Raw genomic sequence first — 11,602 nt, 5'->3', positions numbered from 1 at the left:
GTGGTATGCAAAGCTACCGTGTCTACGACCCTAGTGGAATTGCCACAACTCTTGTTGGTGAGGGTGGAGGACTAGGTGCTAAGACAGGTCTTTATCTAATTGACCAATCTTTGACAGAACCAAAGTTAACAGATGAGGCACGTTGTATCACTGCACGATATACTGCTGGAGCTACAAAGCGGACTGCGATGAACTCTGGAGTACTCGAAATTCAACCCATTCTGACACCCAATCGAATCCACAAACGTCAAAATGGACGTAGGCTCAAAGAACAGGATGAACCAATGTTCACATTGACCTCTCAAGACCGCCATGGTGTTCTTGAAGGCATCAAGGTCAGAAATGGTACGAAGCAAGGTTATCAAGTTGCAGAGGTTGGAGATTCGGTAGATTTATCTTATCCCAACTCGCCAACGAGACGAGCAAGAGTTGGGAAGGGAATTGCCCATAACCTCTCCTGTGGTGGTCAAATGGGTGCTGTGGTTTGGAATGATCGAATTGTAAAAATCAGACGCTTAACCCCTCGAGAATGTTTTCGCCTACAAGGTTTTTCGGATGATTTGTTCGAGAAAGCCCAAGCAGTAAACTCCGATGCTCAACTATATAAACAGGCTGGAAATGGTGTGACGGTAACAGTTGTCTATGCCATTGGTTGTGCCATTCTAGCAAGCGAAGAATTATCGAAAATATCTTCAAAATAATCGAGAAATGACTGGATATATGTCTCCTTTAGAGTTAATATGTACACAACAAAGGAAGAGGAGAACAAATCCATGACAACAACACTTGAAAAAATTTACGAAATCTACCCAGCAACCGCAAGCATCATTCCTTACAAAGATTGGGTCATCGTTGCATCGAATGGATATAAAGGAACAGAAGTTGAGATTTACGAAACGGCTGATAGTCTTGAAGAGTTTGAAAACTTCGAACGCAGATTTGACCGCATTTACCAAGAAGCAGGAACATTCGAAGACTTTGGACATGCAGTTAAGTGGGCATTTGAAAAGATTGGAGAATAACATGGACGCAAAAATTTTCAATAACCTAAAGGCAATCTATCCTGTTGGGACTAAGGTTAGATTAGTAAAAATGGATGACCCACATCCAGTACCCAAAGGAACACTTGGAATTGTGATTGGAGTGGATGACATTGGTTCACTCTTAGTTAAGTGGGAAAATGGCAGTTGCCTAAATGTTTTGTATGGAATTGATATCGTAGAAAAGGTAATCTGAGATGGGGGAAATTATGACTCGAACGGTTGAAACCGACATTACGTTTGTGAGTTTCTCCGTGAAGACACAACAGACCCAAGAAATATAGACGGTGCTTGGATTAGAATACTGACTATCAGGAGAGATGGTGAATATATCTACCAATATAGATATGGGAATGAAATAGATAACATGGACGACATTGATAGAACAGTTTGTCAGGCTGTTCTTGATAACTTTAATGAACTTTAAGAAGGAACTCGAATTGAGTTCTTTTTTTCTTACTCTAAAGGAGGTGAGATTGTGGCAATCAGGGGTCGGAAACCAAAGCCTACGAATATGAAAATACTTGAGGGAAATCCTGGTAAGCGACCACTCCCTTCGAATGAAGTCAAACCCAAACAAAAAGCCCCACGTTGCCCACAGTGGCTTGAAGATGATGCAAAGAAGGAGTGGAAACGGATGGGAAAAATTCTCGAACAGATGGGAATTTTAACCGAAATGGACATGACTGCTTTTGCAGGTTACTGTCAAGCATACGCTCGCTGGAAAGAGGCAGAAGAGTTCCTTTCCAAGCATGGCTCCATTATCAAAACTCCGAATGGCTACCTCCAACAAGTTCCTCAAGTCTCTATCAGCCAGACCAACCTAAAAATCATGCTTAAATTCTGTGAACAATTTGGTTTGACACCTTCAGCACGAAACCGTCTAGCAACGATGGATTCAGAAGTTGGTACTGGTGATGAAATGGAAGATTTGTTAGGAGGAATTTTATGAGCTATCATTATGAACCAAGTCCATTCATGCTTCCAACCTCACACTATGATAAGGCAAAGGCTGATAGGGCAGTAACATTTATCAATAACCTCTCCCACACCAAAGGCAAGTGGGCTGGAAAGCGATTTGATTTGTTGCCGTGGCAGGAACAGATTGTCCGTGACCTATTTGGAATTGTCAAGGAAGATGGTAATCGTCAATTCCTAACAGCCTATATAGAAATTCCAAAGAAGAATGGCAAGTCTGAGTTAGCGGCAGCTATTGCTCTATATCTATTATATGCGGATAATGAAGCCAGTGCAGAAGTTTATGGTGCGGCTTGTGACCGAAACCAAGCGTCAATCGTGTTTGATGTAGCCAAGCAAATGGTGCAGATGAGTCGCCCTTTGGAAAAGCGTTCAAAGATAATGGGAGCAACCAAGCGTATTGTAAATTATTCTAACGCTGGGTTTTACCAAGTTCTTTCTGCAGAGACTGGAACAAAACATGGACTAAACGTATCTGGCTTGGTCTTTGATGAAATCCACGCTCAACCTAATCGTCATTTGTATGATGTATTGACCAAGGGGTCAGGAGACGCAAGGGAACAACCCCTCTTTTTTATTATCACAACAGCTGGAACGGATAGAAATTCTATCTGTTATGAGTTACATACCAAAGCATTGGATATTCTGAATGGTAGAAAGAAAGACACTTCATTCTATCCAGTGGTTTATGGTTTATCTGATGAAGATGATTGGAATGATGAAGCTAATTGGCTCAAGGCTAACCCTTCACTAGGGTATACTATTGGGATTGACCGAGTTAGAGAAGCCTACCAGCAGGCACTAGACAATCCTGCAGAAGAGAATGTCTTTAAGCAGCTCCGTCTAAATATGTGGACAAGCTCAAGTGTTGCTTGGATTCCGGAACATGTTTATGCCAAGGGAAATAATCCCATCCAATATGATAGTCTCAAAGGTCGTAGCTGTTATGCAGGTTTAGACCTTTCTAGTACGTCAGATATAACAGCCTTAGTTTTGGTATTCCCTCCTAGATTTGAAGAAGAGAACTATATCGTTCTGCCATTTTTCTGGCTACCTGAGGATGCATTGGAACTGAGATGTCGACGTGACCACGTTCTATATGATGTTTGGGAGCGTCAGGGCTACATAAAAACTACAGAGGGTAATGTCGTTCACTACGGTTTTATCGAAAAATTTATTGAAGACTTATCGGAAATCTATCATATCAAGGAAATAGCCTATGACCGTTGGAATGCGACACAGATGGTTCAGAATCTAGAAGGAATGGGCTTGACCATGGTGCCTTTCGGTCAGGGATACAAGGATATGAGTCCACCATCAAAGGAACTCTATAAACTTATGATGGAAGGCAAGATTCAACATGGTGGGCATCCAGTTCTGAAATGGATGGGACAAAACGTAGTCATGAGACAAGACCCTGCTGGCAATATTAAGCCTGATAAGGAAAAGTCAGTCGAGAAGATTGACGGTATTGTTGCACTCATTATGGGGCTGGACCGTTGTATTCGTCACCAAACCGATGAAGGAAGTGTGTATGATGAACGTGGTATATTGAGTTTTTAGTTGACAAAATAAAGCAAAATACGTTACAATTGCAGTACAAAATTCAAAGGAGAAGTAGTATGGGAAAAACAGCCACTTTAAATGTACGTGTTGATTCGGATGATAAATTAAATGCAGAAAGTGTCTTGAAAGAGCTTGGAATGCCTATGTCTACATTGATTACCCTACTATTAAAGCAGGTTTCTATGACACGAAGCATTCCGTTTGATATTGCCTTACCACAAGCACCTTCTTCTGTGGATGTCTCACCACTGTCTGCTGGTGAATTGAAAGACCTGTTGGTGCAGAGCTATCACTCAGCGGATCATGAAGAAACGATATTGGCGGAAGATTTTTTCAAAGGTATTAAAGGGGTAAATTAATGATTGAATATCCCGTGAGATTGACAAAACAAGCCAGTGACGATTTGACTGCTATTTATCGCTTTATTGCGATAGAGCTACAATCACCCTTAACAGCAGATAAAAATATCCATCTCTTTGAACAATCCATCAAATCCTTATCAACGTTTCCAGAACGTTGTCCTATTCTTGAAGGGTTTGAGAGTGAGGGTATTGTGATTCGAAAACTTATTGTTAAAAACTATGTTATATTTTATCGTTTTGTTGGAGAGGTTGTAACTGTACTTCGAGTATTACATGGTACTTCTAACATTGATGCATTATTGAGAGATATCGCAGAAGATAATGATGTGAACTAATATTGGCATCTCCAAGCGGAGGTGCTTTTTCTATTCAAAGTGTTCAAAAAATAGTTGATAATATCGCCAAAATGACTTGATAAGTCCTTGCTTCTACGGTAATATGTGACTACAAAAAGAAGAGGGGGAACAAGACAATGGCAACAAAAGCACGGATTGGATTATTGACTAAAAACCATACAGCACAAACAATCGAGGTAGCGTATGAAGGATATCCAGAATACACAGGGGAACTTCTAAAGAAACACTTTAAATCAAGCAAAGAAATTCGTGCATTACTTCAGAAAGGTAATATCATTCAGCTTGAAGATAGTCTTGATAAAATTGAACTCGATGACTTACAGGGGAATGCCCAGCAACATCGTTTCATCGGTAACATCAGTCAATTGGCAGAGGATACCTTGGCAGATTACATTTATCTTTTTCAAGAAAGTGATAGAACATGGTATCTTCTTGAAGAAGGAGAGATGAAAAATATCTAAGAACAAACGATAAGCACTTCAATCGAGGTGCTTTTTTCGTACTCAAAAGGAGGAACTATGGGACTACTAGATTTACTTGGACGTAAGCGTGCTAGGGATAAGCCACGAAATAGTTATGAAGGTCAGGACTTTTCATATCTATTTGGACGAACGACCAGTGGGGAGAATGTGGATGAGTTTAAAGCTATGCAGACGACTGCTGTTTATGCTTGTGTCCGCATCTTGGCTGAAGCAGTAGCTTCACTACCCATTTATGTTTATGAGAGAACGGCAACTGGAAAGGAGAAAAAGGTGGAACATCCCCTATATTTTCTCTTGCATGATGAACCTAACCCTGAGATGTCATCCTTTGTTTTTAGAGAAACCTTGATGACCCATTTACTGATATGGGGCAATGCCTATGTCCAGATTATCCGAGATAGGAGTGGACAGGTTATCAGTCTTTACCCACTTTTACCAGATAAGATGTCAGTTCATCGGGATGAGAGTGGTAAGCTCTATTACAAATACAAGCGTCAGTCAGAAGAAAACCCAAACTTTAAGGAAAAGGGAGATGCTATATTGAAAGCAGAAGATGTTCTCCATGTACCTGGTCTAGGGTTTGATGGCTTGATAGGTTATTCTCCAATTGCCCTTGCAAAAAATGCTATCGGTATGACATTGGCTACGGAAAACTATGGAGCTTCATTCTTTAAGAATGGTGCAAATCCAGGAGGAGTTTTGGAACACCCAGGTATTCTCAAAGATCCCAAACGAGTGAGAGATTCATGGAATGCAGTCTACAATGGGGTAACCAATGCCCATAAAGTGGCAGTTCTTGAGGAAGGGATGAAATACACTCAAGTAGGCATTCCACCTGAAGAAGCCCAGTTTCTTCAGACAAGAAAATTCCAAATCAATGAAATTGCAAGACTCTACCGAATTCCACCTCATATGGTTGGCGACTTGGAGAAATCCTCATTTTCAAACATTGAGCAACAATCTCTAGAATTTGTTAAATATACCCTAGACCCTTGGGTAGTTCGTCTCGAACAGGCTTTCAAAAGGTCTCTTTTTTTACCTGAAGAAAAGAAAAAACACTTTGTGAAGTTTAATGTGGATGGTCTTCTTCGTGGTGATTATCAGAGTCGAATGAATGGCTATGCGATTGGGAGACAAAATGGCTGGCTATCGACAAATGATATACGTGAACTTGAGGATTTAAACCTCCTTTCAGATGAGGAAGGAGGTAATCTCTACTTGATAAATGGAAACATGACGAAACTGAAGGATGCAGGCGGCTTTATGAAACAAGTACCGTCAGAACAAGAAACTCAATCTGAGGAGGATATGGATGCATAAATTTTGGAATTTTACAGAAGATGATAGTGGTCGAACTCTTCGAATAGAGGGGCAGATTGCAGATGAGACGTGGTTTGGTGATGAAGTCACACCACAGGTATTTAAAAATGATTTACATGCAGGAAACGGAGACATCACCCTCTGGATTAATAGTCCAGGGGGTGATGTTTTTGCGGCGGCTCAAATCTACAACATGTTAATGGATTACAAAGGTGATGTCCATGTAGTGATTGATGGCTTAGCCGCAAGTGCTGCGAGTGTCATTGCCATGGCAGGTACAACGGTTTCTATGAGTCCAGTTGCCATGATGATGATTCACAACCCTTGGACTGTGGCACAAGGTGAAGCCAAGGACATGCAGAAGGTCATTGAAATGTTGGGAGAAATTAAGGAATCCATCATCAATGCCTACGAACTAAGAACAGGACTTTCAAGAACCAAACTCTCGCACCTCATGGACTCAGAGTCTTGGTTCAATGCCAAAAAGGCAGTTGAACTAGGCTTTGCGGACAAGATTCTCTTTGACAAACAAGAGGATCAGGGAATGGATACCGAGAGTTATTCTTTCAGTCGAAATGCTGCCCAACAAGATTTACTTGTAAAAATGCTGGCGAAACTTGAAGTCCAACAACCAACTAAAACAATCCCTATCAATCAGTTGGAAAAACGATTGAATTTGCTCAAATAACGAAAGGAATATGAACTGATGTCTAAATTACTTGAATTGAAAGAAAAACGTAACCAAGCTTGGCAACAAGCAAAAACCTTCCTTGACTCTGTTCGCTCAGAAGACGGACTGGTATCAGAGGAAGATTCCAAACGCTATGATGATATGGAAGCAAAAATCAACCTCTACAATCAAGAGATTGCTCGATTGGAGCGACAAGAAAAGATTGACCTTGAACTTTCTCAACCAGCTTCACAGGCTCTAATTGGGCAACCCACTACAGTTTTGAATGACAAGACTTCTGAAGAGGAAAAGAAAGGTGTGGCTTCAGATAGCTATGCCAAGACATTTTGGACAAGTGTCCGAAAACGTCACTTCTTCGATGTGAAAGATGTCCTTCGAGTAGGAGAAGATACCGAAGGTGGTCATCTTGTTCCTGATGAGTATGAGAAGAAACTAGTTCAAGGATTACAAGAAGAGAATTTCTTCCGTAGCCTTGCGACTGTTATCAAAACATCTAGTGGTGAGCGTAAGATTCCTGTTGTGACTGGACACGGTTCAGCATCATGGATGGATGAAAATGGTCTTTATCCAGAAACAGAAGAAACCTTTGGTCAGGTGACACTAGACTCTCATAAGATTGGGACTGCCATTCGTATTTCAGAAGAGTTGCTTAACGATTCAGTCTTCGACCTTGAATCCTATATGACAGCTGAATTTGCTCGTCGTATTGGAACGGAAGAAGAAAAAGCATTCTTGATTGGTGATGGTTCTAAGAAACCAACTGGAATCTTTACTCAGGCAGAAGTTACAGGTCCAACGACTGCTACAAAGGATATTACCTTTGACGACATGATTGAACTGTATCATTCTCTCCCTGCCCCATACCGTAAGAACGCAGTTTGGATTTTACATGATACGACTGTCAAAGCTATCCGTAAACTCAAGGATAACAATGGCAATTACATTTGGCAGCCATCCACTCAAGCTGGACAACCAGATTTGATTTTAAATCGTCCATACTACACATCAACCTTTGCCCCACTTCCTGAAGCAGGAAATAAAGCCATTGCATTTGGTGATTTCTCTTATTATTGGATTGCGGATCGTCAGGGACGTACCTTCAAACGTCTGAATGAACTCTATGCCAATAATGGACAGATTGGATTTCTTGCTTCACAACGTGTGGATGGTAAGTTAGTCCTACCTGAAGCCGTTAAGACTTTAACTGTGAAGGCTAAGTAATGATGGTCAGTTTAGTAGAAGCAAAACAGTATCTCAAAGTGGAACACGATGATGAGGATGGACTGATTGAGCAATTGCTTGAAACCAGTCAACAACTCTGTGAAGATATTTTGCGACGATCAATTTATTCAGAAGTTCTAAAGACGGCAATCCTATACGGGGTTGCCTATCTTTATGAACATAGAGAAGATGCAAATCATAAGGAGTTGAAAGAATCGCTTTATCACTTGTTGTTGGCTGAACGAAAGGATGTGTTCTGATGAAGATTGCACCTTTGAGGGAACGATTGTCATTTCATGTTCGACAGATTGTTCAAGATGAGATTGGCAATGAAACTTCGACATGGCTCCCTTTATTTGAACGGTGGTGCTCTTGTCGTCCTCTCACCTTGACCGAAAGGGATGGGAGTGTGACGAAACTGGAACAAGAGAAAGTCCAGTTCACCCTCAGGTATGATAAGGCAATTCTTGGACTTCATTCCTTAACGACTCACATTCAATTTCGTGGTCAAACCTATGAGATTGAGTCGATTGATGGAGATACAGTACCAAGGCAACTGATTTACATCGTCGCCATTAAGGAGGAGAGTTATGACTAGAATTGAATTGGGTGCACTAGAATCTGCCATCGCAAATGAGCTGGCTGAGTATGTGCAGGATACCACAGAGGTGATGCGTGAAGTTGTAGAGGAAGTCACTGAGGAATCCATCGAAACCTTGAGAGCAACGTCACCTAGAAAGAGTGGATCTTATGCCAAAGGGTGGAAGAGTAAAGCAACGATTGATACCAGTACAGGTTTAACCAAAACCATTCATAATCGAACGCCAGGTTTGACGCATCTATTAGAAAATGGTCATGCCAAAAGCTCTGGTGGGCGAGTTGAGGGAATCAAGCATATCACTCCCGTTGAGAAACAAGCGATACAATCCTTAGAAGAAAAGCTGAGAAAGCGAGTGTGATAAGACATGTTACTAAGTGAAATGTACTCCATTCTCAAAGAATTACAGCTCCCAGTCGCCTACCATCATTTTGAAGAAGGGAGTCGTCCAAGACCACCGTATCTAGTATATTTGGTGACTGATTCAGATAATCATGGTGCAGACAATTGGACCTATCATAAGCAGAATAACCTGCAAGTGGAACTCTATACCACTAAGAAAGATTTAGCAACTGAACAAAAGGTGGAGTCATTATTTGACAGCCACCTTATTTATTTTGAAAAAGTAGAGACCTATATCTCATCAGAGAAACTCTACCAAATAACCTATTACATCACATTACATGGAGGATAGTATGGCTGAAAAGAATAAGGTCACCTTTGGACTACAAGATGTCCATTGGGCAGAAGTTACAAGCGAAGGTTCTGATGGTACGTTGACATACGGCAATGTGGAACGTCTTCGTGGTGCTGCAGAATTAACCCTTGAACCAACAGGAGACAAGGGTTCTTATAAGGCAGACAATATCAATTTTTATACAACGGAGTCAAACGATGGTTATGAAGGAACACTAAAAGTTGCTCTTCTAACGCAGGAATTTTTGACTCGAGTCCTTGGAGAACAGTTGGATGCGACGACAAATACCATCTCAGAAATCGCAAACAGCGAAAAGAAAAATTTTGCGTTGATGTTCCGATTTGAAGGGGATAAGAAAGAAACATTACACGTTTTGTATTATTGTTACGCATCTCGTCCGACTGTTGGTTCAAAAACCAAGTCAGGTTCGGATATCAATGAGGTAGAGTTGACCTTTACTGCCAGTCCTCGCCCTCTTGATAAGGTTGTACGTCGACGAACAACGGAGGAAACGAGTGATGAGATTCGTCAAAACTGGTTCAAGGCAGTTTTTGAACCTCGTAAGTAAGGAGTAGGCCATGAGAGAAAGTATTACCATAGCAGGCACAACCTACGAGTTAGCAACCAATGCCTATACCCCAATTGCTTATAAAGAGCAGTTTGGTAAGGACTATTTCCAAGATCTCTTTTCTATGGTCAATAGTCAAGCTATCTTGGATAAGCTAGACCAGCTGGAGGAAGGGGAAGAACTCAAGGCAAGTCAGGTTGATGTGTCTATCTTATCTGACTTTGATATGACCTTTTTCCATCGTCTTTTTTGGGTTTTTGCCAAATCTGCCAATCCTCGTGTGAAACCTTTTGTGGATTTCTTCATGGAATTGGAGGAATTTCCAGTTCAGGAAGTAGCCCCTGTCTTGATGAATATGTTGAACCAAGGGATGTCAACCAGAAAAAAGCAGATGAAACAGAAACAGCGAGTGAGGAAATCTTCACAGTAGAGAGCTATTTCTCCTGTTGTAAGGAGACTGGTTTGACCATTGACGATTTAAAACATATCTCTATTGGGATGGCACTTGACTACCAAACGGATTATGTGGAGATGCGTACTCGAGAAACTTCTCAAACACGCCCAGCAACTCAAGCTGATTTTGATAATTTCTGATGGTAGAAAGGAGGGACTATGGCTGGAAACATAAAGGGAATTACGATTGAAATTGGTGGCGATACCCAACCCTTACAAGATGCACTTAAGGGTGTAAACAAACAAGCATCTGAAGCTACCAAAGAATTAAGACAGATTGATAAGGCTCTCAGGTTTGATACAGGAAATGTCACCCTCCTCACTCAAAAGCAGGAAGTGTTAGCTAAACAAGTTGAGACAACCAAAGAAAAATTGGCAACGCTCCGTCAAGCCCAATCACAGGTGGAAGCTCAATTTAAGGCTGGGGATATTGGGGCAGACCAGTACCGTGCCTTTCAACGTGAGGTGGAAACTACTCAAAGGCTGCTAACGTCCTATGAAACTAAGTTAGCTGATGTGTCATCAACACTTGAGAATCACGGTCGAGCCAGTAGTTCAGCGGCTCAACAATTAGATAAACTCCAAGTGGAGCAGGGGCAATTAGCAAGTGAGATGAACAAGGTCACGTCTCAATTTGAGCTACAAGAAAGTGCTTTGTCATCCAATAGTTCTGAAGCAGAACGCAATGCCATAGCCCAACAAAAGATTGGAGCACAGTCAGAAATTGTTTCTAAACAAATTTCCAATCTCGAAAAGCAACTAGCCTTGACAAAGAGGGAATATGGTGAGAATTCCATTGAAGCCAATAAGATGGAAGCTGAGTTGAATCAAGCAAAGACCGCTCTCAATAACCTGAACAACGAGATGGATGAGACCAAATCCTCTGCCGATGGTGCTCAAGATGGCATGAAAGCCATGTCTGACACCATTCGGGCTGAGGCACTTCAAGCGACCAGTGAGAAGCTTGCAGACATCTCTCAGAAAATCTTCGAAGTCGGAACAGAGTCCATGTCTGCGGCAGCTCAACTTCAAGCCAGCAATGCCCAATTCTCTACCGTCTTTGGAGATATGGAGAATGCTGCTAAGGATGCACTCAATAAGATTGGGGAAGAGATGGACATTGTTCCAGAGCGTCTTCAAGGTTCCTTCACTCAGATGGCTTCCTTTGCCAAAACCTCTGGGATGGATACGGCTCAGGCTTTGGATCTGACCACTCGTGCCACCAGAGCAGCGGCTGATGGGGCAGCATTTTACGACAAATCCATCGAAG

General features: G+C 41.6%; 18 protein-coding genes and 1 pseudogene. All 19 read left to right on the top strand.

The window, feature by feature from the left end; translation table 11 throughout:
• Nucleotides 1–701, top strand: a 701-nt coding sequence (locus K5Q34_RS11185; protein WP_221865016.1) for a DNA cytosine methyltransferase, incomplete at its 5' end; no start/stop codon positions are given.
• Between the two features lie 72 nt (nucleotides 702–773).
• Nucleotides 774–1,022, top strand: a complete 249-nt coding sequence (locus K5Q34_RS11180; RefSeq protein ID WP_099870658.1) for a hypothetical protein — start codon at nucleotides 774–776, stop codon at nucleotides 1,020–1,022.
• A gap of 1 nt (nucleotide 1,023) precedes the next feature.
• Nucleotides 1,024–1,236 (top strand): DUF4314 domain-containing protein, encoded by a 213-nt coding sequence (locus tag K5Q34_RS11175; protein ID WP_221865015.1) that lies wholly within the window; start codon nucleotides 1,024–1,026, stop codon nucleotides 1,234–1,236.
• Nucleotides 1,237–1,518: 282 nt separating this feature from the next.
• Nucleotides 1,519–1,992 (top strand): phage terminase small subunit P27 family, encoded by a 474-nt coding sequence (locus tag K5Q34_RS11170; RefSeq protein WP_044679090.1) that lies wholly within the window; start codon nucleotides 1,519–1,521, stop codon nucleotides 1,990–1,992.
• Entirely contained in the window at nucleotides 1,989–3,581 is a 1,593-nt protein-coding gene (locus K5Q34_RS11165; RefSeq protein ID WP_221865014.1) for a terminase large subunit, read from the top strand. The genes K5Q34_RS11170 and K5Q34_RS11165 overlap by 4 nt, the downstream gene beginning before the upstream one ends.
• A gap of 59 nt (nucleotides 3,582–3,640) precedes the next feature.
• Complete coding sequence (locus tag K5Q34_RS11160) at nucleotides 3,641–3,943, top strand: type II toxin-antitoxin system RelB/DinJ family antitoxin (RefSeq protein ID WP_014636336.1); 303 nt, start codon at nucleotides 3,641–3,643, stop codon at nucleotides 3,941–3,943.
• Entirely contained in the window at nucleotides 3,943–4,281 is a 339-nt protein-coding gene (locus K5Q34_RS11155) for a type II toxin-antitoxin system RelE/ParE family toxin (protein ID WP_014636337.1), read from the top strand. Before K5Q34_RS11160 ends, K5Q34_RS11155 begins: the two co-directional genes overlap by 1 nt.
• A gap of 137 nt (nucleotides 4,282–4,418) precedes the next feature.
• Nucleotides 4,419–4,763, top strand: a complete 345-nt coding sequence (locus K5Q34_RS11150) for a hypothetical protein (RefSeq protein WP_221865013.1) — start codon at nucleotides 4,419–4,421, stop codon at nucleotides 4,761–4,763.
• A gap of 57 nt (nucleotides 4,764–4,820) precedes the next feature.
• A complete protein-coding gene (locus K5Q34_RS11145; protein ID WP_221865012.1) occupies nucleotides 4,821–6,104 on the top strand; it encodes a phage portal protein in 1,284 nt (427 codons plus the stop codon).
• A complete protein-coding gene (locus tag K5Q34_RS11140) occupies nucleotides 6,097–6,792 on the top strand; it encodes a head maturation protease, ClpP-related (protein WP_221865011.1) in 696 nt (231 codons plus the stop codon). Before K5Q34_RS11145 ends, K5Q34_RS11140 begins: the two co-directional genes overlap by 8 nt.
• Before the next feature lie 18 nt (nucleotides 6,793–6,810).
• The gene (locus tag K5Q34_RS11135) at nucleotides 6,811–8,016 is read left to right on the top strand and encodes a phage major capsid protein (protein WP_105140858.1); all 1,206 of its coding nucleotides are present in this window, start codon (nucleotides 6,811–6,813) and stop codon (nucleotides 8,014–8,016) included.
• A gap of 2 nt (nucleotides 8,017–8,018) precedes the next feature.
• A complete protein-coding gene (locus tag K5Q34_RS11130) occupies nucleotides 8,019–8,276 on the top strand; it encodes a head-tail connector protein (protein WP_205032547.1) in 258 nt (85 codons plus the stop codon).
• A complete protein-coding gene (locus K5Q34_RS11125) occupies nucleotides 8,276–8,614 on the top strand; it encodes a head-tail adaptor protein (protein WP_205032532.1) in 339 nt (112 codons plus the stop codon). The genes K5Q34_RS11130 and K5Q34_RS11125 overlap by 1 nt, the downstream gene beginning before the upstream one ends.
• A complete protein-coding gene (locus K5Q34_RS11120; protein WP_221865010.1) occupies nucleotides 8,607–8,975 on the top strand; it encodes an HK97 gp10 family phage protein in 369 nt (122 codons plus the stop codon). Before K5Q34_RS11125 ends, K5Q34_RS11120 begins: the two co-directional genes overlap by 8 nt.
• Nucleotides 8,976–8,981: 6 nt before the next feature.
• Nucleotides 8,982–9,308 (top strand): hypothetical protein, encoded by a 327-nt coding sequence (locus K5Q34_RS11115; RefSeq protein WP_125069794.1) that lies wholly within the window; start codon nucleotides 8,982–8,984, stop codon nucleotides 9,306–9,308.
• Nucleotide 9,309: 1 nt separating this feature from the next.
• Nucleotides 9,310–9,879 carry a major tail protein gene (locus tag K5Q34_RS11110; protein ID WP_014636346.1) on the top strand — a complete coding sequence of 190 codons (570 nt, stop codon included), beginning with the start codon at nucleotides 9,310–9,312 and terminating at the stop codon, nucleotides 9,877–9,879.
• Between the two features lie 10 nt (nucleotides 9,880–9,889).
• Complete coding sequence (locus K5Q34_RS11105; protein WP_024414205.1) at nucleotides 9,890–10,309, top strand: hypothetical protein; 420 nt, start codon at nucleotides 9,890–9,892, stop codon at nucleotides 10,307–10,309.
• 32 nt (nucleotides 10,310–10,341) lie between these two features.
• Nucleotides 10,342–10,473 (top strand): hypothetical protein, encoded by a 132-nt coding sequence (locus K5Q34_RS11880; protein ID WP_014638109.1) that lies wholly within the window; start codon nucleotides 10,342–10,344, stop codon nucleotides 10,471–10,473.
• Between the two features lie 18 nt (nucleotides 10,474–10,491).
• Nucleotides 10,492–11,602, top strand: a pseudogene (locus K5Q34_RS11100) (phage tail tape measure protein); the annotation flags it as partial.

It is taken from the genome of Streptococcus sp. 2018110, from assembly GCF_019754115.1.
Lineage (GTDB): Bacteria > Bacillota > Bacilli > Lactobacillales > Streptococcaceae > Streptococcus > Streptococcus hashimotonensis.
This window is presented reverse-complemented; position numbering and strand designations above follow the sequence as displayed.

Bases quoted from the DNA above. Each gene is read 5' to 3' on its own strand.
- K5Q34_RS11180 (WP_099870658.1), top strand. From the start codon at position 774: ATGACAACAACACTTGAAAAAATTTACGAAATCTACCCAGCAACCGCA.
- K5Q34_RS11175 (WP_221865015.1), top strand. From the start codon at position 1,024: ATGGACGCAAAAATTTTCAATAACCTAAAGGCAATCTATCCTGTTGGG.
- K5Q34_RS11165 (WP_221865014.1), top strand. From the start codon at position 1,989: ATGAGCTATCATTATGAACCAAGTCCATTCATGCTTCCAACCTCACAC.
- K5Q34_RS11160 (WP_014636336.1), top strand. From the start codon at position 3,641: ATGGGAAAAACAGCCACTTTAAATGTACGTGTTGATTCGGATGATAAA.
- K5Q34_RS11155 (WP_014636337.1), top strand. From the start codon at position 3,943: ATGATTGAATATCCCGTGAGATTGACAAAACAAGCCAGTGACGATTTG.
- K5Q34_RS11150 (WP_221865013.1), top strand. From the start codon at position 4,419: ATGGCAACAAAAGCACGGATTGGATTATTGACTAAAAACCATACAGCA.
- K5Q34_RS11145 (WP_221865012.1), top strand. From the start codon at position 4,821: ATGGGACTACTAGATTTACTTGGACGTAAGCGTGCTAGGGATAAGCCA.
- K5Q34_RS11140 (WP_221865011.1), top strand. From the start codon at position 6,097: ATGCATAAATTTTGGAATTTTACAGAAGATGATAGTGGTCGAACTCTT.
- K5Q34_RS11135 (WP_105140858.1), top strand. From the start codon at position 6,811: ATGTCTAAATTACTTGAATTGAAAGAAAAACGTAACCAAGCTTGGCAA.
- K5Q34_RS11130 (WP_205032547.1), top strand. From the start codon at position 8,019: ATGGTCAGTTTAGTAGAAGCAAAACAGTATCTCAAAGTGGAACACGAT.
- K5Q34_RS11125 (WP_205032532.1), top strand. From the start codon at position 8,276: ATGAAGATTGCACCTTTGAGGGAACGATTGTCATTTCATGTTCGACAG.
- K5Q34_RS11120 (WP_221865010.1), top strand. From the start codon at position 8,607: ATGACTAGAATTGAATTGGGTGCACTAGAATCTGCCATCGCAAATGAG.
- K5Q34_RS11115 (WP_125069794.1), top strand. From the start codon at position 8,982: ATGTTACTAAGTGAAATGTACTCCATTCTCAAAGAATTACAGCTCCCA.
- K5Q34_RS11110 (WP_014636346.1), top strand. From the start codon at position 9,310: ATGGCTGAAAAGAATAAGGTCACCTTTGGACTACAAGATGTCCATTGG.
- K5Q34_RS11105 (WP_024414205.1), top strand. From the start codon at position 9,890: ATGAGAGAAAGTATTACCATAGCAGGCACAACCTACGAGTTAGCAACC.